At 34.7% G+C, this 22,852-nt stretch carries 13 protein-coding genes, 19 tRNA genes and 3 rRNA genes; 32 read left to right on the top strand and 3 right to left on the bottom strand.

What is annotated here, in order from left to right; translation table 11 throughout:
- The first annotated feature begins 52 nt into the window (after positions 1-52).
- The 3 genes from pcrA to P8F83_RS14750 are packed head-to-tail and all read left to right on the top strand — an operon-like array spanning position 53 to position 4,624.
- Complete coding sequence (gene pcrA / locus P8F83_RS14760) at positions 53-2,335, top strand: DNA helicase PcrA (RefSeq protein ID WP_326511723.1); 2,283 nt, start codon at positions 53-55, stop codon at positions 2,333-2,335.
- 28 nt (positions 2,336-2,363) lie between these two features.
- Complete coding sequence (ligA, locus tag P8F83_RS14755) at positions 2,364-4,352, top strand: NAD-dependent DNA ligase LigA (protein ID WP_326511722.1); 1,989 nt, start codon at positions 2,364-2,366, stop codon at positions 4,350-4,352.
- Positions 4,349-4,624, top strand: a complete 276-nt coding sequence (locus tag P8F83_RS14750; RefSeq protein WP_326511721.1) for a hypothetical protein — start codon at positions 4,349-4,351, stop codon at positions 4,622-4,624. Before ligA ends, P8F83_RS14750 begins: the two co-directional genes overlap by 4 nt.
- Before the next feature lie 63 nt (positions 4,625-4,687).
- Here P8F83_RS14750 and P8F83_RS14745 read toward each other — a convergent pair whose 3' ends face one another.
- Together P8F83_RS14745 and P8F83_RS14740 are read right to left on the bottom strand one after the other, a co-directional pair.
- Positions 4,688-4,915: a hypothetical protein gene (locus P8F83_RS14745; protein ID WP_021800414.1), complete on the bottom strand. Its 228-nt coding sequence runs from the start codon at positions 4,913-4,915 to the stop codon at positions 4,688-4,690.
- Positions 4,916-5,202: 287 nt separating this feature from the next.
- On the bottom strand, positions 5,203-6,225 hold the full coding sequence (locus P8F83_RS14740) for an IS6 family transposase (protein ID WP_326511720.1): 1,023 nt from the start codon (positions 6,223-6,225) through the stop codon (positions 5,203-5,205).
- A gap of 121 nt (positions 6,226-6,346) precedes the next feature.
- On the opposite strand from P8F83_RS14740, the gene P8F83_RS14735 reads away from it, so the two are divergent.
- Positions 6,347-7,855 carry an ABC transporter substrate-binding protein gene (locus tag P8F83_RS14735; protein WP_326511719.1) on the top strand — a complete coding sequence of 503 codons (1,509 nt, stop codon included), beginning with the start codon at positions 6,347-6,349 and terminating at the stop codon, positions 7,853-7,855.
- 46 nt (positions 7,856-7,901) lie between these two features.
- On the opposite strand, the gene P8F83_RS14730 is transcribed toward P8F83_RS14735, so the two are convergent.
- Entirely contained in the window at positions 7,902-9,296 is a 1,395-nt protein-coding gene (locus tag P8F83_RS14730; protein WP_326511718.1) for a hypothetical protein, read from the bottom strand.
- A gap of 121 nt (positions 9,297-9,417) precedes the next feature.
- Between P8F83_RS14730 and rph the strand changes: the two genes are divergently transcribed.
- From rph to P8F83_RS14590, 28 genes are all read left to right on the top strand, one after another.
- Positions 9,418-10,167 (top strand): ribonuclease PH, encoded by a 750-nt coding sequence (rph, locus tag P8F83_RS14725; RefSeq protein WP_315114264.1) that lies wholly within the window; start codon positions 9,418-9,420, stop codon positions 10,165-10,167.
- A 4-nt stretch (positions 10,168-10,171) separates the two neighbouring features.
- Entirely contained in the window at positions 10,172-10,798 is a 627-nt protein-coding gene (locus P8F83_RS14720; protein WP_326511717.1) for an XTP/dITP diphosphatase, read from the top strand.
- Positions 10,798-11,277 carry a metallophosphoesterase gene (locus P8F83_RS14715; RefSeq protein ID WP_315114266.1) on the top strand — a complete coding sequence of 160 codons (480 nt, stop codon included), beginning with the start codon at positions 10,798-10,800 and terminating at the stop codon, positions 11,275-11,277. The genes P8F83_RS14720 and P8F83_RS14715 overlap by 1 nt, the downstream gene beginning before the upstream one ends.
- 120 nt (positions 11,278-11,397) lie before the next feature.
- Positions 11,398-11,473: transfer RNA gene (locus P8F83_RS14710), tRNA-Pro, on the top strand.
- A gap of 14 nt (positions 11,474-11,487) precedes the next feature.
- Positions 11,488-11,561 (top strand) — tRNA-Gly (locus P8F83_RS14705).
- A gap of 38 nt (positions 11,562-11,599) precedes the next feature.
- Positions 11,600-11,676 (top strand) — tRNA-Arg (locus P8F83_RS14700).
- Positions 11,677-11,680: 4 nt separating this feature from the next.
- Positions 11,681-11,756, top strand: a tRNA-Pro gene (locus P8F83_RS14695).
- A gap of 16 nt (positions 11,757-11,772) precedes the next feature.
- A tRNA-Gly gene (locus tag P8F83_RS14690) sits at positions 11,773-11,846 on the top strand.
- A gap of 38 nt (positions 11,847-11,884) precedes the next feature.
- Positions 11,885-11,961, top strand: a tRNA-Arg gene (locus tag P8F83_RS14685).
- A 4-nt stretch (positions 11,962-11,965) separates the two neighbouring features.
- A tRNA-Pro gene (locus P8F83_RS14680) sits at positions 11,966-12,041 on the top strand.
- 16 nt (positions 12,042-12,057) lie between these two features.
- Positions 12,058-12,131 (top strand) — tRNA-Gly (locus P8F83_RS14675).
- A 38-nt stretch (positions 12,132-12,169) separates the two neighbouring features.
- A tRNA-Arg gene (locus tag P8F83_RS14670) sits at positions 12,170-12,246 on the top strand.
- 4 nt (positions 12,247-12,250) lie between these two features.
- Positions 12,251-12,326: transfer RNA gene (locus P8F83_RS14665), tRNA-His, on the top strand.
- 3 nt (positions 12,327-12,329) lie between these two features.
- Positions 12,330-12,404: transfer RNA gene (locus P8F83_RS14660), tRNA-Gln, on the top strand.
- Positions 12,405-12,406: 2 nt separating this feature from the next.
- A tRNA-Lys gene (locus P8F83_RS14655) sits at positions 12,407-12,482 on the top strand.
- Positions 12,483-12,502: 20 nt separating this feature from the next.
- Positions 12,503-12,586 (top strand) — tRNA-Leu (locus P8F83_RS14650).
- 3 nt (positions 12,587-12,589) lie between these two features.
- A tRNA-Gly gene (locus tag P8F83_RS14645) sits at positions 12,590-12,664 on the top strand.
- Positions 12,665-12,669: 5 nt separating this feature from the next.
- Positions 12,670-12,743, top strand: a tRNA-Gly gene (locus tag P8F83_RS14640).
- A gap of 78 nt (positions 12,744-12,821) precedes the next feature.
- Positions 12,822-12,898, top strand: a tRNA-Arg gene (locus P8F83_RS14635).
- A gap of 1,021 nt (positions 12,899-13,919) precedes the next feature.
- Positions 13,920-15,440 (top strand): 16S ribosomal RNA (locus tag P8F83_RS14630).
- A gap of 137 nt (positions 15,441-15,577) precedes the next feature.
- Positions 15,578-15,653, top strand: a tRNA-Ala gene (locus P8F83_RS14625).
- Between the two features lie 6 nt (positions 15,654-15,659).
- A tRNA-Ile gene (locus P8F83_RS14620) sits at positions 15,660-15,736 on the top strand.
- Positions 15,737-15,855: 119 nt separating this feature from the next.
- A 23S ribosomal RNA gene (locus P8F83_RS14615) occupies positions 15,856-18,759 on the top strand.
- A 74-nt stretch (positions 18,760-18,833) separates the two neighbouring features.
- Positions 18,834-18,950 (top strand): 5S ribosomal RNA (gene rrf, locus P8F83_RS14610).
- The 16S, 23S and 5S rRNA genes sit together here with 3 tRNA genes alongside, the layout of an rRNA operon.
- Before the next feature lie 5 nt (positions 18,951-18,955).
- Positions 18,956-19,030: transfer RNA gene (locus tag P8F83_RS14605), tRNA-Asn, on the top strand.
- 239 nt (positions 19,031-19,269) lie between these two features.
- On the top strand, positions 19,270-19,950 hold the full coding sequence (locus P8F83_RS14600) for a response regulator transcription factor (RefSeq protein ID WP_326511716.1): 681 nt from the start codon (positions 19,270-19,272) through the stop codon (positions 19,948-19,950).
- Between the two features lie 5 nt (positions 19,951-19,955).
- Positions 19,956-21,353, top strand: a complete 1,398-nt coding sequence (locus P8F83_RS14595) for a sensor histidine kinase (RefSeq protein WP_326514850.1) — start codon at positions 19,956-19,958, stop codon at positions 21,351-21,353.
- Positions 21,354-21,367: 14 nt separating this feature from the next.
- Positions 21,368-22,849, top strand: a complete 1,482-nt coding sequence (locus P8F83_RS14590; protein WP_326511715.1) for a hypothetical protein — start codon at positions 21,368-21,370, stop codon at positions 22,847-22,849.
- The last annotated feature ends 3 nt before the right edge of the window (positions 22,850-22,852 follow it).

Genomic DNA, 22,852 nt, shown 5'->3' with positions numbered 1-22,852 from the left:
TAATTACATAAGAAAGAACATACTTTCTTATTTAGTATTCAAGGAGGTTAAAATGGATCTGAAAAAGTTATTAAATAAAGAGCAATATGAAGCAGCTACCACTATAGAGGGGCAGGTTCTTATATTAGCAGGAGCAGGTTCAGGAAAAACTAGAGTTTTAACTCATAGAATTGCCTATATGATAGAAGATAAAGGGATAGCACCATATAATATTTTAGCTATAACATTTACCAATAAAGCAGCTGGAGAAATGAAGGAAAGAGTTAAAGCTTTAATTGGGGATGAAGCAGAAAATATGTGGATATCTACCTTCCATTCATCTTGTGTAAGGATTTTAAGGAGAGAAATAGAAAAGTTAGGGTATAAAAAGGATTTTACTATTTATGATTCCTACGACCAAAAGTCTTTAGTTAAGCAATGTATGAAAGAACTTAACATAAATGATAAAGATATAGAAGATCGTGAAGTCTTATCTAAAATAGGTAAAGCTAAGGATGACTTAAAAAATCCATCCTCTGTAACCTTAGAGAGTCAAGGGAATTATAGAGAAGAAAAAATAGCTCAAGTTTACGAATTATATCAAAAGAAATTAAAGCAAAACAATGCCTTAGACTTTGATGATTTAATTTTTAAAACAGTTGAATTATTTAGAAAAGAACCAGAAGTTTTAGAATTTTATCAAAGAAAATTCAGATATATAATGGTAGACGAATATCAAGATACTAATAAAGCTCAATATGAGTTTATCAAACTTCTTGCAAAGAAGTTTAAGAATATCTGCGTTGTTGGGGATGATGATCAATGCATCTATGCTTGGCGTGGTGCGGATATAAGAAATATATTAGATTTTGAAAAAGATTATCCAGGGTGTAAAACTGTTAAGCTTGAGCAAAACTACAGAAGTATGGGTAATATATTAGAAGCGGCTAATTTTGTTATAAAAAATAATAGTGAGAGAAAAAGCAAGATTCTAAGAACAGAAGCTGAAAAAGGAGAAAAAATAAAAATATATAGAGCTTTTTCAGATATGGATGAAAGTAATTTTGCTGCCACAACTATTGAAAATGGTAGAAAAGATGATAGAAAATATAGAGATTTTGCAGTGCTTTATAGAACTAATGCACAATCGCGTATATTTGAAGATACTTTTATAAAAAGAGGTATTCCTTATAGATTAATTGGTGGACTTAAGTTCTATGATAGAAAAGAAATTAAGGACATTTTAGCTTATTTAAAGGTTATTAATAATCCAACCGATTCTGTAAATCTTAGAAGAATAATTAATGTTCCGAAAAGAAGTATAGGGGATGCAACTGTAGATAAGGTATTACAATTTGCAGCTGACAATGAAATGAGTTTATTTGATTCATTAATTGAAGCAGAAAATATCTCAAGCTTAACTCCTAGAAATGTAACGGTTATAAACAAATTTACTGCATTAATGGAAGAGCTTATTGAGTATAGTGAAAGTATGCCTATATCTAATTTAATTGAAGATATTTTAAAAAATACTGGATATTTAAAAGAGCTTAAGGAATCAAATAATCCAGAGGACTTAAGCAGAGTTGAAAATCTAGAGGAATTAGTTTCAGCAGCGGTGGATTTTGAGAAAAATGAGGAGGATAATTCCTTAGCAGCCTTCCTTGAAAAGGTGGCTTTAGTTCAAGATGTAGATAATTTTGATCAAGAGGCAGATTCTGTGACCTTAATGACTCTTCATTCAGCTAAAGGTTTAGAGTTTCCAGTAGTATTTATGGTTGGTATGGAGAATGGGTTATTCCCAGGGGCATCATCTTTTAATTCTGAAAGCGAGATGGAGGAGTCTAGAAGACTTTGTTATGTTGGAATTACTAGAGCAAGAGAATTCCTATATATGACGTCGGCAGAGGTTAGACGAGTTTTTGGTAGAACTGTTGCTTATCCACAATCAGATTTTATAGCAGAAATACCTACAGAATTAAGAGAGTATGTTAATGTTACTAAACACTCAGGGACACTTGCAGGAGGTAAGTCTGCATATGCTAATTACAATATAAGTGGAGGTAATCCACATACTCTAAGGAATTCTTATGGCAATAATGCTTCAAAAGGTAATAAATTTATTAGCTCTGCAGAAGCGACTAAGAAGTTAAATAATATTCTAAATGAAGACTCAGAAAAGATGCTGACTATGGGGGAAGCTACTTTAGGAAGAAAAGTTAAACATCCTAAGTTTGGTATAGGTACCATAGTTAAAGCTATTGAAGTAGATGATGATGTTAAGATTACTATTGCATTTGATTCACAAGGAATAAAGACACTATTACTTAGCATGGCTTCTTTAGAATTGTTATAAGTTAGGTAAATATCAGGAGGTCATTAATATGGATAACAAGGAAAGAATGGAGCAATTAGCAACGGATTTAAATAAATATGCCTACGAGTATTATGTATTAGGTAATCCCTCCATTGCAGATAAAGATTACGACGAGAAGTATTATGAATTAGTTGAGCTAGAGAAACAGGAAGGGGTAATCCTTCCTTATTCCCCTACACAAAGAGTAGGAGATGTAGTTCTTCCTGAGTTTAATAAATATGTCCACAAAGGAAGACTGTGGAGTTTAGATAAGGCTCAAGTTTCTACAGAATTACAAGATTGGCATAATAGAAATGTAAAGTTTATTAATGAATACAATAAAAATAATTCTGATAAGCTTCCAGAGATAAGTTATATAATTACTAAAAAGTTTGATGGGTTAACTCTTAACTTAACTTATAATAATGATGGGATTCTTCAGGTAGCTGCAACTCGTGGTACAGGATCTATAGGTGAGGATGTAACTGCACAAGCAAAAACTATAAAAACTATTCCACTAAAAATAGATAACCATAACGTGTTTGAGATTCATGGGGAAGCTATAATGACCAAGGAAGCTTTCGATAACTATAATAGCAGTGCTGCTGTACCTCTTAAGAATTTAAGAAATGGAGCTGCTGGAGCTTTAAGAAATTTAAATGTTAAAGAAACTGCTAAGAGAAATCTATCTGCCTTCTTTTATGATATTGGATACAATGAAGGAACTCAGTTCACTACATATGAAGAGATGTTAACTTTTATAAAAGATAAGGGATTTCCTATAGATTCTTATATGAAACGTTGCACAACTTTAGAGGAAATAAATAAAGAAATAGAATATATTAAATCCATAAGATTTGAGTTAAATTATGATATAGATGGTGCAGTAATTGCAATTAATGATATGAGAACTAGAGAACTTTTAGGATATACTATAAAATTTCCTAAATGGGCTATAGCATATAAGTTTGAAGCACAAGAAGCAACTACAAAGTTATTAGATGTAGAATGGAATGTTGGAAGAAGTGGAAGAGTTTCTCCTACTGCAATATTAGAACCTGTTGAGTTAGCTGGTGTAACAGTTAAAAGAGCAACATTAAATAATATGGATGATGTTAATAAAAAGGGTGTAAAAATAGGAGCAGAAGTATTTGTAAGAAGGAGTAATGATGTTATTCCAGAGATTATGGGAGTAGTTGAGAGCTCTTTAGAAAATACTCAAGAAATAACTCCACCTACTAAATGTCCTTATTGTGATGGGAATGTTGTTTTAAATGGTGCACATTATTTTTGTGAAAACACTCTTTCTTGTAAACCTCAGCTTGTAAAAACCATAGTTCATTTTGCATCTAGAGAAGCAATGAATATAGAAGGTTTTTCAGAGAAAACAGCTGAACAATTATTTGAAAAGTTAGATATTAAGTCTATATCAGATTTATATAGATTAAATAAAGAAGATTTATTATCGCTAGAGAAGTTTAAAGAAAAGAAGGCTACTAACCTTTTAAATGCAGTAGAAAAGAGTAAGGATTGTGAGCTTTATGCATTTATATATGCGCTTGGAATACCTAATGTAGGTGTTAAAACCTCAAAGGATTTAGTGAAGAGATTTAAAACTTTAGATAATATAATAAAGGCAAATCTGGAAGAGTTACTTGAGGTACCTGATATTGGAGGAATAGTTGCAGAATGTATAGTAGGTTTCTTTAAAGAGGAGCAAGTAATAAATACTATAAATGATTTATTGAGTCTAGGAGTAAAACCTAGGTATGAGCAAATTGAGGTATCAGAAAATATTTTTGAGGGAAAAACTGTTGTAGTTACTGGAACACTAGAGAATTACTCAAGAACTTCTATTAAAGATAAACTTGAGTCATTAGGGGCAAAGGTATCTGGAAGTGTAAGTAAGAAAACGGATTATGTGATAGCTGGAGAAGAGGCAGGATCTAAACTTACAAAGGCTCAAGAATTAGGAGTAACAATATTATCTGAGAAAGAGTTTGAGGATATGATATGATTAAGAAAGCTGTAAATGCAATCAGTCTTACAGCAGCAGTTGTATCTATAGTAGTTATTATTGCAACTTTTTTAACTTCTTATAGATATATATATATCAATGAAATTTTTACAGGATATTATCCACTACAAGTTTCTATTACAGTAACCATGATAGCTTGGGGATTTAAGTTTTGGATGAATAATACTGGACTAAGAAAATATCTATATACCTTTATATGTTTTATATTATCAGTAGCATCAATCTTTTTTTTAAGCAATTTAGTAAAGTAATTTATTTAAAGAGGGATATATCTAAAATCTAGATATATCCCTTATTTTATGTATATTTAAACTTTATAAATTAGAATCATCATGGATTTCATTAGTTTTTTTAGAACCATTACATGAAATAGATACATTATTTTGAACTAACATATAAATATTTTGAGTCAATTTTTCCAATAGATAATTTTGATATTTCATTTGTGCGTAAGTTTGTTTTGCAACAATAAAACCCCAGATTGCAACAAACATTATAGTAAGCATAGATAATATGCCTAAGATCTCTAACAGTATTTTCATTATTAATACCTCCACTAAAAAACATATTAATATTATAACACGAAATATCTTCCTATATAACCTAGAATAATGTAATTAATATTTAAAATCGCAGTTTAAATTACTTTATTTTGTCAATAATTAAGAAGAATGTTTGATTCTGTTAGGTTGTTATGAAAAAATAGCTTAACATTTCGTAGAATTACTCGTTCTTTGAAAATTATATAAGTTTGAATAAATTTTTGTATGGCAAATAAGCCTACAAAAAGTTAGATTTTTGCAGGTTAATCAAAGATATTAAGTTGAGATTAAGCAGCGACAAACCAAGATTTACGATCAATGCTATTGCTAGCGAAGCCTGCAACTTCAGCAGGTGTGAGATTATTTAATGAACCATGAGGCCTAATGAAATTATAGTGAAAGACAAATAAGTATATTAAGTTATTTGCTTTCTCAAAAGAGTTAAACCCTTTTTTAGCTTTATACCAAGCTTTAAATGTTTTGTTAAAAGACTCAATTAAATTGTTTGATATGTCGCTAGACATAGGAGCAACAGGCACATGCTTGTTTTCGCCCAATAGCTTCGCTACAGCTTGGTTATATGAAGGTAGTCTATCAGTTATAAAGTTTGATGGCATTCCAAATTGTTTAGCTTGGTTTACTAGTGTAAATGCTGAATCCTCACTACGTGATTTGGTTAGATGAAAAGCTAAAATAAATCTCGTTTCAGAGTCAATAGCTAACCATAAATAATAGCGTTCACCATTTATAAAGACCACTGTTTCGTCAGCATGCCAATCGTCAGATTGGAGATCTAGCTGCTCTTTAAACTTATCAGCTTTTTGTTTGAAAAAAGGTGCAAACTTTTGAGTCCAACTAGCTATTGTGACATGAGAAACCTTTATATTTGAAGTTACGAAAAGGAACTGTGAAATAGTTCTTGTTGATGAGTTGTTTAAAAAATATAAAGTTAATGCAGTCAGAATAGTATGGAGTGGAAAACGCATACCTTTCATAGAAAGGGAACCGGTTAGGTTTTCACTGGAGGCATCATCTATATTTAGGTTATGGTGATGAACAATGATATGATTGCACTTCTTATTACCACATTTATAGCGATTATAGTGTTTATAGATGTGATGCAAGAAAGTTGCTTTACCACACTTTGGACATCTTGGATATTTAGATGTTACCCGCTTTCTGACGGAGTCAGGTGCGAATTGTCGCTTACACTTTTTACATTGATATTTTTGATTAGCCTGCTTATCTAAACCAAACTTATATAGTTGGTCAGAGTTACAACGAGGACATTTTACTTTTGTTTTGTTCATTGCGCTTCTCCTTTCAAGGGGGACATTTAGTTCTAGTCAAACTTATTGTATTTCCTAGGATTGAGAAGAGCAATGTTCATATAACTTAACAGAACGGAATGTTTAAAAAGGAGAGTAAAATATGAAGAGAAAATTAACATTAGTTATTGTTTTAATGTTGTCCTTAGTGTTAATGAGTTGCAAAAAAATAGATACGACAAATGTTTACTCCCCAAGTGATGAACTTAATTATGGAGTATACAATTTACCTACAAGTTTACTAGAAAGTAGTGTTGGAATTAATGATGAGCTTTTGTCAGCTTTATTTGATGGATTAATATATAAGGATAGTGAAGGTAATATTAAACCTCAATTAAGTGAGAGTTATACAGTAAGTGAAAATAAGCTTGAATACACTTTTAAAATAAGAAGAGATATCTATTGGAGTAATGGAGAAAAGATAACATCAAAAGATTTTGTAACTTTTTTTAAAGAATTTATTAATAATGCTAAAAGCATAGATGATTTAGAAGAATTAAAGTCTATATATGGTGTAACTGATTATTTTAACAAAAAAGAGAATTTTGAGAAATTAGTAGCTATAAGTTCAGATGGTGAACTTTTTAAAATTAGATTAAATTATAAAGATGATAAGTTTATAGATACACTAACAAAAAATAAATTTAAAATTAAAAAAGATTTTACAAAACTTAGTTCCTATAAAGACTATTATAAAAACATTGTATATTCAGGGCAATACAAAATAAGTAGTATAGAAGAATCAGGGAAATTAGTACTTGAGAAAAACCCTAAATATTATGACAAAGAAAATGGAGAAGATAAAATTAATATAATTTCCTATAATGATAATGAGTCTGCTCTTGCTAGTTATGAAACAAATAAGATAAATGTAATGAAAGACCCACCATTAAGTTATTTACCTAACTTAATTAGTAGAAATGAAGTATCTCAAAGTCCTTCTTATAGTAATACGTTTATTAGTTATAATAGTAAAGAGGATAATGTATTTAATAATAGCAAGCTTAGAAAAGATTTTGCAGAGTATGTTAAGGGAATAATGTCTGCAGAAGAATTTAAAAATATTATTCCATCTAACTTAATTAATGATTTTTCTAGTAATAAAGGTGAAAATGGCAGTTCTGTAAGTAGAATAGAACCTGCAAGCTCTTTGATGGAACTAAAAAGTATCAATATAGTTTCTTTAAATACCGAATACAACAAAGAGGTTTTAAAGTTTATCTCTGAGCAAGGTAAAAAAGATAATTTAATAATATATTATAGACTTCTTAGTTCAGACGAATTAGAGCAGGAAATAAAGAATGGAAAATTTTCAGTTTATATAGGCAGTACTGATAATATTGGAGACTATAACAAGATATATAATGATGTTTTAAGTAGAATATATAAAGATGAGAGTTTAGATAAGAAGATGAAAGAATTTGAGGGTAAAGAGAGTAAGGAGAATATAGTTAAATATATGGTTAAAGAAAACTATTGTATTCCACTATATAATAAAGATTCTATAATTGTAAAAAAGAACGATATAAAAGAATTAAATAAGGATTTCTATGGGAATATAATTTTAAGCAGTATGGTTATTGGAGAAGATGTAAGTAGAAGCACAGAATAATAAAGGTGAAAGCCTCCTTTTTTGGGGGTGCTTTCACCTTTGATGTTTAAACTTCAGATATATCAAATGTTTTTTGTATGATGTCTTTTTTAAATAAATATATAGCTAAAAAATAGATCATCATGTTTCTTTGAGCATAAAATGTATCTTTTGAAGGGGTTATAGTTTCTTTCTTTTTAGAATAAGTAATTTCTTTTCTGAAAACAGGACATAGCTCTGAAGAATCGGATATATTAGAGATTTTAAATAATTGTTCATTAAACATATCTTCAGATCTTAAGGAGGCATTCCTATATCGCTCAGCTGAATCTATATCGGGAACATCAGGCCAAGAGGTAGTAAGTTGACCATTTAATAAAATTCTTTTGTATAAAGATGATATATTGTTTTCATAGCTACTATCGGCATCTTCATCAACAAAATAAATTAATGAACTAAACATATAATTTAATAATTCTGTTGAAGAGTATTTTATTTCTTTTTTGTCTGAGTTTTTATTAAAAATAGATTTATCACTATCAAAAAGCTCTAAATGTTTTTTAGAAAAGGACATAAAATCTTCTTTAAAGTCTAAATAACCAGTATTTTTATAAGTTAAATAGAAGTTTATATTTTCTAAGGTTGTAAGCTCTATATCTTCATTGGATAACTCGTTAAAAGTATGTTTTTCTTTAATTAAATCCATTAAGTCTAGAATAAGTTCTTTACTTTTTTCTTCTTTAGAATAGTCGTAAAAGATATTTAGAGCTAAACAAAGCTTATTGCATTCTTGACTTGATAGCGAATAAATTTCTTCTTTAAAATCAGATAACATCTTTAGTATATCTAAAGCAAAACTTTTATAAACGGCAGCATCATCATCAGAAGGCGCTAAATTAGAATAGTTATAATAAGCACACATCATAAATGCTTGATCTGAAAATTTAAATTTATTTTTTTTATCAATAAAGGTACTGTCATTTGAAGACGATATTTTTTTGTCTACAAAAAATCCTTCTGGACTTCTTAATGATGTAGAATAAAAATCAAGTTGATATTTAGCTAACTTTTTATAAACTTCTGATAATTCATATAGTTGTTTGTCAACATCTTTAAAAAATGAGTAGTAATCAGATAACTCTAGTATACTTAAGGTCATAAGAGCATTTGATATTACGTTTATCTCTTTCTTAAATGTATTTTCATCCCAAGATAAATTACTTTTTGAAACAATCTTAGGATTCCCTTTTTTATAAATACATAGAAGTGGTGAATACTTATCAAATATGTTATTATCAGAATTGGATGAATGTTTTTTGTTTGATTTTGTGTAGTGAACTATTCCACACTTTGAATTTAGTACAATGTTTTTTAATGATTCTTTTGAAAAAAAGAAAAGTTGATGTTTTATTTCTTCAGCAGAAATACTATTCATTCTGAAAAAAGGTCCTATATATCTCAAATAAAATTCCACCTCTTAAATTAATCCTTATATAAATAATATGAAAATATTAACAAAATGTTGCATAATAATAATACATTTATATATTAAAAGTAGTAAAATAATACGGGAAGGTGATTGCATGAGAATTGATGGAAGAAAAAATGAACAAATAAGACCAGTTAAAATTACAAGAAAATATACTAAGTTTGCAGAGGGATCTGTACTAATAGAAGTTGGAGAAACTAAGGTTATATGTACAGCGTCTATTGAGGATAAAGTTCCTCCATTTTTAAAAGGTTCAGGTGAAGGATGGATTACAGCAGAGTATAATATGTTGCCTAGATCTACCCATGTAAGAAAGCCTAGGGATATAGCTAAGCTTAAGATTGATGGAAGAACAATGGAGATACAAAGACTTATAGGAAGAGCGTTACGTTCAGTTGTTGATTTAAAGGCATTAGGAGAAAAAACCATATGGATAGATTGTGATGTAATCCAAGCAGATGGTGGAACAAGAACTACATCAATTACTGGAGCATTTATAGCCTTAGTTGATGCTGTTAACAAGCTTCATAGGGAAAGAAATTTTCAGGTTTATCCTATAAGAAATTTTGTTACAGCTGTAAGTATAGGTATAGTTGATGAACAAAAAGTAATTGACCTATGTTATGAAGAGGATTCGAATGCAAAAGTTGATATGAATGTTGTTATGACTGATGAGGGCGAGTTTGTGGAAGTTCAAGGAACTGGAGAAGAGGCTCCTTTTAGTAGAAATGAATTAAATGATCTTTTATCTTTAGCTGAGAAAGGTGCTAAACAAATGATTTTGGCCCAAAAAGAAGTTTTAAAGATGGATGCTCTTTGGATAGGGACAGGAGAGAGAAAATAGAGATATGAGGAAGTTAATTTTAGCAACAAATAATAAAAATAAAGTTAAAGAAATAAGAGAAATATTAAAAGAACTTAAAATAGATATAATGAGTTTATCTGATTTAAACATAGATGTTGATATAGAGGAAACCGGAAGTAGTTTTGCAGAAAATTCATTGATTAAAGCTAGAGGAATAGCAGATATTTTGAAGAAAAATAATTATAAAAACTTTATTATAATGGCAGATGATTCAGGGTTAGAGGTTCCTTATTTAGGAGGAGAACCAGGTATTTTTTCTGCACGTTATTCTGGTGTACATGGTGACGATAAAGGTAATAATAATAAGCTTCTTTTAAAGCTTCAAGGGATACCAAAAAGTGATAGAAAAGCAAACTTTAGATGTGCAATAGGACTAATTGATAGCAATAATGTTGAAAAAGTAATAGAAGGTACAGTTGAGGGATTTATTACTGAAAGGGAGGAAGGAGAAGGTGGATTTGGGTACGATCCATTATTCTTTTATGAGCCGTTAAACAAAACTTTTGGAGAACTTTCTTCAGAAGAAAAAAATTCTATTAGTCACAGAGCTAATGCTTTAAATAAACTTAAGAATGAAATAGAAGAACTATTAGATAAACAGGAGGAATAATGTTAGTTGCAGTAGTTTCAGATACCCATGGAGTTAGTGAATATATAAAAAAAGTAGCTAATGTAATAACTAAAGCTGATATCTTAATTCATTTAGGAGATAATATAAGTGACTTAGATGAATTAAAAACAAAATTTACAGGAACAGTTTATGGAGTAAAAGGAAATTGTGATTTTGAGAATTCAATTCCAAAAGAATTGTTGATAGATATAGAGGGTAAAAAAATATTAATTACTCATGGCGATAGATATAATGTTAAGTCTGGAATTAACACATTATATTATTCAGCACTTGAGAAAAAAGTGGATGTTGCACTATTTGGACATAGTCATATACCTTTAATTGTAGAGCAAGATGGAGTACTGTTTGTTAATCCTGGAAGTCCCTCTCTGCCAAGGCTTAATGCAAGGACAATAGCCTTTTTAGAGGTTAATAAAGATAAGCCGGTAAGTGCTTATTTATATGAGATTAGAGTGTGAATAGAGAGCTAGACTTAATGCATGTTTTAGAAAGTAATAAAAAAAATTAAAAAGGGTATTGACGTATTAAAATATATCGTGTAGAATAATCATTGTCGCCGCGAGATGGTAGCGACATTGCGGGGTGTAGCGCAGATGGGAGCGCGCGTGGTTTGGGACCATGAGGTCGCAGGTTCAATCCCTGTCACCCCGACCATTTAAATTTAATATGCGGGTATCGTATATTGGTAATACTCTAGCCTTCCAAGCTAGTAAGGTGGGTTCGATTCCCACTACCCGCTCCATAAAAACCTAAAAGTTTTTATGTAACATAATAAAATATGCGTTTTTAGCTCAGCTGGATAGAGCAACGCCCTTCTAAGGCGTGGGCCAGGGGTTCGAATCCCTTAAAACGCACCATAACCGGGGTGTAGCGCAGATGGGAGCGCGCGTGGTTTGGGACCATGAGGTCGCAGGTTCAATCCCTGTCACCCCGACCATTTAAATTTAATATGTGCGGGTATCGTATATTGGTAATACTCTAGCCTTCCAAGCTAGTAAGGTGGGTTCGATTCCCACTACCCGCTCCATAAAAACCTAAAAGTTTTTATGTAACATAATAAAATATGCGTTTTTAGCTCAGCTGGATAGAGCAACGCCCTTCTAAGGCGTGGGCCAGGGGTTCGAATCCCTTAAAACGCACCATAACCGGGGTGTAGCGCAGATGGGAGCGCGCGTGGTTTGGGACCATGAGGTCGCAGGTTCAATCCCTGTCACCCCGACCATTTAAATTTAATATGTGCGGGTATCGTATATTGGTAATACTCTAGCCTTCCAAGCTAGTAAGGTGGGTTCGATTCCCACTACCCGCTCCATAAAAACCTAAAAGTTTTTATGTAACATAATAAAATATGCGTTTTTAGCTCAGCTGGATAGAGCAACGCCCTTCTAAGGCGTGGGCCAGGGGTTCGAATCCCTTAAAACGCACCATGTGGTGGACGTAGTTCAGTTGGTAGAGCGCCAGTTTGTGGCACTGGTTGTCGTGGGTTCGAATCCCATCGTTCACCCCATAATGGGATGTCGCCAAGCGGTAAGGCACCGCACTTTGACTGCGGTATTCGTAGGTTCGAATCCTGCCATCCCAGCCAATGGTTCACTAGCTCAGTCGGTAGAGCACATGACTTTTAATCATGGTGTCCGGGGTTCGATTCCCCGGTGAGCCACCAAAAAACAAAAAAATAAACATGCAGATGTGGCGGAATTGGCAGACGCACTAGACTTAGGATCTAGCGCCTACGGCGTGGGGGTTCGACTCCCTTCATCTGCACCAATTGCGGAAGTGACTCAATGGTAGAGTGTCACCTTGCCAAGGTGAAAGTCGCGGGTTCGAGTCCCGTCTTCCGCTCCAAGTATGCGGGTATCGTATATTGGTAATACTCTAGCCTTCCAAGCTAGTAAGGTGGGTTCGATTCCCACTACCCGCTCCATAAAAAATCAAGTAGATTATCTACTTGATTTTTTTACGTATAAATACATGCTAATATATAGTATAATACAAAATAAATGCACCTATAGCTCAATAGGATAGAGTGCTAGACACCGAATCTAGAGGTAGGGGGTTCGAATCCCTCTAGGTGCACCAAAATCCAATTAATAATGCTGATTAGCAAGGTTTTAATAGATTAGTTTTTTATGATTTTTAAAAATTTACCGCATAGTTCCCACATTAGTAAGTGCTTAAGAGCATAATTTATTTGATTTCTCTGCTGCATCATTCTTTCTTCCTGCTTTTAAAGCTATCTAGGAGCAATTAAATTTCAAATTTAAGTTTTAAATACATTCATTTAGTAATTAAATAAGAGGAAGGTAATTTTAATTTGTGCACTTAGCTTGCTTTGATATCTTAACTATTTTATTTCTTATAGTTAACAAAGTAAGTGATAGGTAAAACTAACCCTCTATAAAAATACAGCGGCTCGGTAGGAGCCGTCTGTATTTTTATAGAAGAATTCAAGAATAGAAGAATTCAAGAAAGTGAGAAATAAGAAAAAAGAAATCTAATGGAACTTGGGAAGAAGCTCCTACAAGGCAGTAGTGCACTTCTAATCGGTAGACTCGGTTCTTGGCGTCAATCTAATCCTTTTTTTATTTAAATATAAAGAAATCTAAGGAATTTGGGAAGAAACTCCTACAGGAAAGCAGTGAAAGGATAGATGTATATTAATATGATATTAAGAATATAATATAAACTGAACCATGTGTATCTATATAAGTAATATGTAGAATATTGTAGCAATGGAAAGAAAGATAAGTTTAAACTATCCAATTTGGTAATTAATATATTTGAATATATTAATTATAGATGATACTATAAAACACGTCGCTTGAAGAGAAAAAAACAAGCAACAAAAACAAATAAAAAAATGTTGACAAAAATTAAAGTTTTTGATAACATAAAATAGTCGCCAAAAGGTGACATAAAAAGAAGAACTTTGAAAATTAAACAGAGGAAACTTAAGAAGTTTTGAATAAAACTTACACAACGAAAGTTGTGAGTAAGTAATTGTAACAAGTGTAAAACTTGAAGCAACTACTTAAAGTCAACGTAATTCTTAGAGTAAGATTAAACTAAAATTTGTGCACTTAATTATTTAAGCGTCACTTAAATTGAGAGTTTGATCCTGGCTCAGGACGAACGCTGGCGGCGTGCTTAACACATGCAAGTCGAGCGAGGAAATTGCTTCGGTAATTTCCTAGCGGCGGACGGGTGAGTAACACGTGGGCAACCTGCCTGATAGAGGGGGATAGCCTCCCGAAAGGGAGATTAATACCGCATAAAGTCAAATGAAGGCATCTTCAAATGACCAAAGGAGTAATCCGCTATCAGATGGGCCCGCGGCGCATTAGCTAGTTGGTGAGGTAACGGCTCACCAAGGCGACGATGCGTAGCCGACCTGAGAGGGTGATCGGCCACATTGGGACTGAGACACGGCCCAGACTCCTACGGGAGGCAGCAGTGGGGAATATTGCACAATGGGGGAAACCCTGATGCAGCAACGCCGCGTGAGTGATGAAGGCCTTCGGGTTGTAAAGCTCTGTCTTCAGGGACGATAATGACGGTACCTGAGGAGGAAGCCACGGCTAACTACGTGCCAGCAGCCGCGGTAATACGTAGGTGGCAAGCGTTGTCCGGATTTACTGGGCGTAAAGGGAGCGTAGGCGGATACTTAAGTGGGATGTGAAATACCTGGGCTTAACTTGGGTGCTGCATTCCAAACTGGGTGTCTAGAGTGTTGGAGAGGAAAGTGGAATTCCTAGTGTAGCGGTGAAATGCGTAGAGATTAGGAAGAACACCAGTGGCGAAGGCGACTTTCTGGACAATAACTGACGCTGAGGCTCGAAAGCGTGGGGAGCAAACAGGATTAGATACCCTGGTAGTCCACGCCGTAAACGATGGGTACTAGGTGTAGGGGGTATCGACTCCCCCTGTGCCGCCGTTAACACAATAAGTACCCCGCCTGGGGAGTACGGTCGCAAGATTAAAACTCAAAGGAATTGACGGGGGCCCGCACAAGCAGCGGAGCATGTGGTTTAATTCGAAGCAACGCGAAGAACCTTACCTAGACTTGACATCTCCTGAATTACTCTTAATCGAGGAAGTTCTCCCTTCGGGGAGGACAGGAAGACAGGTGGTGCATGGTTGTCGTCAGCTCGTGTCGTGAGATGTTGGGTTAAGTCCCGCAACGAGCGCAACCCTTATTGTTAGTTGCTACCATTTAGTTGAGCACTCTAGCAAGACTGCCGTGGTTAACGCGGAGGAAGGTGGGGATGACGTCAAATCATCATGCCCCTTATGTCTAGGGCTACACACGTGCTACAATGGCGAGTACAAAGAGACGCAAAGCCGCGAGGTGGAGCAAAACTTATAAAACTCGTCTCAGTTCGGATTGCAGGCTGAAACTCGCCTGCATGAAGCTGGAGTTGCTAGTAATCGCGAATCAGAATGTCGCGGTGAATACGTTCCCGGGCCTTGTACACACCGCCCGTCACACCATGAGAGTTGGCAATACCCGAAGTCCGTAGCCTAACCTTTTAGGAGGGCGCGGCCGAAGGTAGGGTCAGCGATTGGGGTGAAGTCGTAACAAGGTAGCCGTAGGAGAACCTGCGGCTGGATCACCTCCTTTCTATGGAGAAATTACTTAAAACTACAACTTAGTAGAATTTAAGTATAAAATTCAGTCAATATAATTGACGAAGATTTACGTTTTCCTCTGTTTAATTTTGAGAGATCTTCTCTCAAAAAATTATATATAACATATATGGGGGTATAGCTCAGTTGGGAGAGCACCTGCCTTGCACGCAGGGGGTCAAGAGTTCGAATCTCTTTATCTCCACCACTATATGGGCTTATAGCTCAGCTGGTTAGAGCGCACGCCTGATAAGCGTGAGGTCGATGGTTCGAGTCCATTTAAGCCCACCACAAAAATACTAAATTTAGTGTTTTTGTTGTTCTTTGAAAATTGCACATAAGTAAGTAAAGTAATATATAATAAAGCCAGTTGGCAATTAATTAATCAAATTCTTTTATAGAATGACATAGGTCAAGATATAAAGGGCGTATGGTGAATGCCTTGGCATCGGGAGCCGAAGAAGGACGCGATAAGCTGCGAAAAGCTCTGGGTAGGCGCAAATAGCCTGTGATCCAGAGATGTCCGAATGAGGAAACTCACATGGGAAACCCCATGTATCCATAAGTGAATACATAGCTTATGGAGGGTAAACTCAGGGAACTGAAACATCTAAGTACCTGAAGGAAGAGAAAGAAAAATCGATTTCCTAAGTAGCGGCGAGCGAAAGGGAAAGAGCCCAAACCAGAAATTTATTTCTGGGGTTGCGGACAGAACATAAAAGCTAAATTACGTTAATCGAAGAGAACTGGAAAGTTCCACCGCATAAGGTAATAGTCCTGTAGATGAAAACGCGAAATAGTAAGTTCTGATCCAGAGTACCACGAGACACGTGAAACCTTGTGGGAAGCAGGGAGGACCACCTCCCAAGGCTAAATACTACCCGATGACCGATAGTGAAGAAGTACCGTGAGGGAAAGGTGAAAAGAACCCCGGGAGGGGAGTGAAATAGAACCTGAAACCGTATGCCCACAACCGGTCATAGCACTTTATATGTGTGATGACGTGCTTTTTGTAGAACGAGCCAACGAGTCACGATATGTAGCGAGGTTAAGTACTTAAGGTACGGAGCCGAAGGGAAACCGAGTCTTAATAGGGCACAAAGTTGCATGTCGTGGACCCGAAACCGGGTGACCTATCCATGGCCAGGTTGAAGCGAGAGTAAAATCTCGTGGAGGACCGAACCACGTTGGTGTTGAAAAACCATGGGATGAGCTGTGGATAGCGGAGAAATTCCAATCGAACTCGGAGATAGCTGGTTCTCCTCGAAATAGCTTTAGGGCTAGCGTCGAATATGAGTAATGGAGGTAGAGCACTGAATGGGCTAGGGGGCATATCGCTTACCGAACCTTATCAAACTCCGAATGCCATATACTATTAGTTCGGCAGTCAGACTGCGAATGATAAGATCCGTAGTCAAAAGGGAAACAGCCCAGATCGTCAGCTAAGGTCCCAAAGTGTAAGTTAAGTGGAAAAGGATGTGGGATTTCGAAGACAACTAGGATGTTGGCTTAGAAGCAGCCACTCATTAAAAGAGTGCGTAATAGCTCACTAGTCGAGAGATCCTGCGCCGAAGATGTTCGGGGCTCAAACTTACCACCGAAGCTACGGGCTTACAGTAATGTAAGCGGTAGAGGAGCGTCGTAAACGGGCAGAAGTCGTACCGAAAGGAGCGGTGGACTGTTTACGAGTGAGAATGTTGGCATTAGTAGCGAGATGTGAGTGAGAATCTCACAGGCCGAAAACCTAAGGTTTCCTCAGGAAGGCTCGTCCGCTGAGGGTTAGTCGGGACCTAAGCCGAGGCCGAAAGGCGTAGGTGATGGACAATAGGTTGATATTCCTATACCACTACCATCGTTATTACCGATGGCGTGACGCAGGAGGATAGTGTGTGCTAGCTATTGGATGCTAGTCTAAGCACTTAGGGAGTTAAGACAGGAAAATCCGTTTTAACAATTCTGAGGTGTGATGGGGAAGTCCATTTATGGATGAAGTACATGATTCCACGCTGCCAAGAAAAGCGTCTAGGGAGAAAAGTAGTGCCCGTACCGCAAACCGACACAGGTAGGTGAGGAGAGAATCCTAAGGCCGGCGGAAGAATTGCAGTTAAGGAACTCGGCAAATTGACCCCGTAACTTCGGGAGAAGGGGTGCCTACGAGAGTAGGTCGCAGAGAATAGGCCCAAGCAACTGTTTAGCAAAAACACAGGTCTCTGCTAAAGCGAAAGCTGATGTATAGGGGCTGACGCCTGCCCGGTGCTGGAAGGTTAAGGGGAACACTTAGCGCAAGCGAAGGTGTGAACTTAAGCCCCAGTAAACGGCGGCCGTAACTATAACGGTCCTAAGGTAGCGAAATTCCTTGTCGGGTAAGTTCCGACCCGCACGAATGGCGTAATGATTTGGGCACTGTCTCAACTGCAAATCCGGCGAAGTTGTAGTGCAAGTGAAGATGCTTGCTACCCGCGATTGGACGGAAAGACCCCGTAGAGCTTTACTGTAGTTTAGCATTGAGTTTCGGTATTGTCTGTACAGGATAGGTGGGAGACTGGGAAACTAGGGCGTCAGCTTTAGTGGAGTCAACCTTGGGATACCACCCTGATAGTACTGGAATTCTAACTGGACACCATGAAACTGGTGACAGGACATTGTTAGATGGGCAGTTTGACTGGGGCGGTCGCCTCCGAAAAAGTAACGGAGGCGCTCAAAGGTTCCCTCAGAAGGGTCGGAAATCCTTCGAAGAGTGCAAAGGCAGAAGGGAGCCTGACTGCGACACCTACAAGTGGAGCAGGGACGAAAGTCGGACTTAGTGATCCGGTGGTACCTCGTGGGAGGGCCATCGCTCAACGGATAAAAGCTACCTCGGGGATAACAGGCTGATCTCCCCCAAGAGTCCACATCGACGGGGAGGTTTGGCACCTCGATGTCGGCTCGTCGCATCCTGGGGCTGAAGTAGGTCCCAAGGGTTGGGCTGTTCGCCCATTAAAGCGGCACGCGAGCTGGGTTCAGAACGTCGTGAGACAGTTCGGTCCCTATCCGTCGCGGGCGTAGGAAATTTGAGAGGAGCTGTCCTTAGTACGAGAGGACCGGGATGGACTGACCTCTGGTGTACCAGTTGTTCCGCCAGGAGCATAGCTGGGTAGCTAAGTCGGGAAGGGATAAACGCTGAAGGCATCTAAGCGTGAAGCCCACCTCAAGATAAGATTTCCCATAGAGTAATCTAGTAAGATCCCTTGAAGAACACAAGGTTGATAGGTGAGAGGTGTAAGTGTGGTAACATATTTAGCTGACTCATACTAATAGATCGAGGGCTTGACCAATAAGTTAACTGGAATATATATTATTAAATGAACTTACGTGCAATTTTGAAAGAACAAAATTCTTTCATAATATATTTGGTGATAATGGCATAAAGGTAACACCCCTTCCCATTCCGAACAGGATCGTTAAGCTTTATTACGCCGATGGTACTGCATGGGAGACTGTGTGGGAGAGTAGGAAGTCGCCAAATTTTGTTCCGCGATAGCTCAATGGTGGAGCACTCGGCTGTTAACCGATAGGTTGGAGGTTCGAGCCCTCTTCGCGGAGCCAATTTGATTATTACACTAGGATTTTTCCTAGTGTTTTTTATTATATAAATCTTTAATTCTTTTGTAATATAAATTTATATATTTGTTACTATATGTAAAGAGAAAAGTAGTAATATATATATAGTATCTAGGATTTGAATAATCAATTAGTAGGATTAGAATTTCATATATATGGTATAATTTAAAGAGAAGCAATTAAGACTTCTCTAATTTATTTTATAATTATAAAGAGGTGTTTACATGTATAAAATACTTGTGGTTGAAGATGAAGATAGTATTAGAGGTTTTTTAACTATAAATTTTAAACGTAATAATTTTGAGGTTATAGAAGCAAACAATGGCGAAGATGGAGTAAAGAAGGCATTAATAGAAAAGCCTGATGTAGCAATTTTAGATTTAATGCTTCCTGGGATAGATGGATTTAAGGTTTGTGAAGTATTGAGAAAAGAATTTTCTAGTATGGGGATAATAATGTTGACGGCAAAGGGACAGGATATGGACAAGATAATGGGACTTGAATATGGAGCAGATGATTATGTTGTAAAACCATTTAACCCAATCGAATTAACATTAAGAGTAAAGTCTTTATTAAGAAGAATAGGTAAGGATGAAGAAAAAAATGAAAGCATTACAAGTGGAGAATTTGTAATAGATTTATATTCACAGAAAGTATATAAGAATCAAGTGGAAATAGATTTAACGCCTAAGGAATATATGATGCTAAAGATATTTATGGAGAATCCAGGCAAGGCATTTTCGAGAGATGAACTATTAAATATAGTATGGGATTATAACTTTTTCGGAGATTCAAAGATAGTGGATGTAAACATAAGAAGATTAAGATCAAAGGTGGAAGATAATCCTTCAGAGCCAAAATATATAGAAACTGTATGGGGAACGGGATATAGATGGAAAGCATAGGTAAAATGGTGAATAAAAGTATTAAAACAAAAATGGTTAAATATTTTATTTTAATAATTTTGTTTACTGTAGGTATATTAAATATTCTTATGATAAGTTATATTAGAACTTACTACTATTCAAGTATAGAGCAAACTTTAAAGAGTCAGTTAAATATATCAGCGGATTTTTATAATAAGAACTTTTCATATCTATCACTAGAAGAAAACATCTATGATAATATAGATATGTTTTGGAATGAAAGCAATATTCAAGTACAGATTTTAAATAATAATGGAAAATTACTTATGGACTCACTTGGAGTAAAAGAGGGTGACATAATAGATACTCCTGATGTAAATAAAGCATTAAAAGGAGAATATGAGAGATGGATTGGAACTGGTTATAATAAAGAGAAGATAATGGCTATATCTTATCCACTACAATCATCGGGAGAGATAAATGGTGTACTTAGATATATAATATCTTTAAGTGATGTTAATAAGTCTATAAATGTTATAGCTATATTTTTCTTGATAGTATCGATTATAGTATTGTTTATTGGAGTTATAATAAGTCTTGTATTTGCGAGAGGTATAATTAATCCAATTAAAGAATTAACAACAGTAGCTGAAACTATGGCATCAGGAAATTTAGAAATAAGAAGCATAAATGAATCAAATGATGAAATAGGTAAATTGTCTTCAACCTTAAATTATATGGCAGAGGAATTATCAAAAAGAGAGAAGTTAAAAAATGATTTTATATCTTCTGTATCTCATGAATTAAGAACTCCATTAACTGCTATTAAAGGATGGGTAATAACATTAAATAGTGATTATAGAGATGAGCAAATACTAAAGACTGGTTTTAATATAATAGAAAATGAGACAGAAAGACTATCTAATATGGTGGAAGAGCTGCTTGATTTTTCAAGACTTGTATCTGGAAAAATAGCAATGAAAAAAGAGTTAATAGATTTAAAGAATATAGTCGATTATATTGGAATATATCTGACACCGAGAGCAAATAGAGAAAATGTTGATTTCAAGATAAGTGTACAAGAAAACTTACCTAAAATTTGGGCGGACTCTGATAGAATGAAACAAGTATTTATAAATATATTGGACAATGCTTTTAATTTCACTGATTATGGAGGAAGTATTTCTTTAGATATAATTCAATATGAAGAAAACTATATAAAAATAGCTATTAAAGATGATGGATGTGGGATAGATCCAGAAATTTTACCAAGAATTAAAGAAAAATTTGTAAAGGGTAAAAATTCAAGATCTCAAAATGGTATTGGTTTATCTATATGTGATGAAATAGTTACACTCCATGGGGGAAGTCTTGAGATATTTAGCCAAGAAAATATAGGAACAGAAGTAATTATAAAGCTACCTACTGCATTTAGAGATTAATCTAAGGAGGAAATATGAGAAGAAGTTTTAAGCTTTTATTAATATTGGTGATTCTAATTATGATAGCATCAGTTTTTACTTTCTCAAAATTTATGCCTTCAGGGCAAGATTTTAGAAAGCTTACTCCTCCTCAATCAACTGCTGTAAGCTTTAAGGGTACATGGAAGATAAATGAGAAGTATAACTATAAAGAGGGGCGAACATTAGACTCAAAGACTGAATATATATATTTGGATGAAAATAGAATGATGATTAATAATAATTTATATGATACAGTAAAATATAAATTAAGAGTAGTAAATCTTAAAGAGTATCTTTTAGCAGAATATAATATTAGTTATAAAAGATTTTCTATTGAAAATCATGAAGTTGATTTAATAAGCCCACTTAATAATAATACTTTAATTGGGGAGATACTAAGGTTAGAAGAAAATAAATTATTGATAATTCATAATGATATTATATATACTATTACGAAGATATCTAGTGATGTATCAAATTTTCCAACTAACATAGCAAGTGATACACAGAAAGATGGAAATGCCAAAAGAGATTATAATGATATAGTTGAATGTGTATATATAGGACTTAAAAGTAATAGGGAATTGACAGAAGATGGAGTAGGGGAAGAAACGTATAGAACTTTATGGATAGGAGTAGACAATGGAATAGCAAAACCTGTTTACGAAAGAAAAAACATATTATATCCAAGATTAAAAGGCTTTTGGGAGCTTGTTCCTAAAAAGATAAATAGAAATGGAGTCGTAACAGAATATTTTGATACCTATAATATAAATAATAAAAGTATAAGTTCAGAGGATACTTTAGAAGTTGAAAATGAAAGTAAATACGTTAACTTAAACTTCATTAGCAATAACTATATATCTATAGAAGAGTTTACTGATAATTATAATGACAAAAATAGTAGATATAAGATAATACCGGTAGATACGATACATACTCCAAATGGAGTAGCAATTGATGTTTTGTCAGGAACTGAAGGATATGAAGCCCTAAAGAACTCAAGTGAAGTAGCTCTAGATAATTTAGAAAATTATTCTCCAAACTTAAAAGTTGATGTTAAGCTAGACCCAACCAATATAGGTGTAGTAAGAAAAAATGGTAGATGGGTTTTAGAAGGAAGAACTAGATTAGAAAACAATGCATTAGCAGATTTAAAATTTGATGTAAATATGATAAATACAAAAAAATTAATTATTTATGATAATCTTTATGTTAGATGGAATATACTTAAGGCGCAAAATCCATTAATCAAGGATATATATACATCGCCTAATGGTAAGGTTGCTATAGTTGTATTGGACGATTATATATTAGTATATGAAATAGAAAATTCAGAGCTAAAAGGAGATCCTATTAAAAGGATAAAAAAAGATAAAAATGAATCGGTTATTATGGCCGAATGGACGAGTGGATATATAGCAGATAGTTGGGAAAAAGTATTTAAACAAGATGCTAAAGAAGTCGATAATTAATAT

This window comes from Clostridium intestinale, assembly GCF_035905475.1.
Taxonomy (GTDB): Bacteria; Bacillota; Clostridia; order Clostridiales; family Clostridiaceae; genus Clostridium_T; species Clostridium_T intestinale.
Note: the sequence above shows the minus strand (reverse complement) of the source record. Positions and strands in the feature narration are given on the sequence as shown.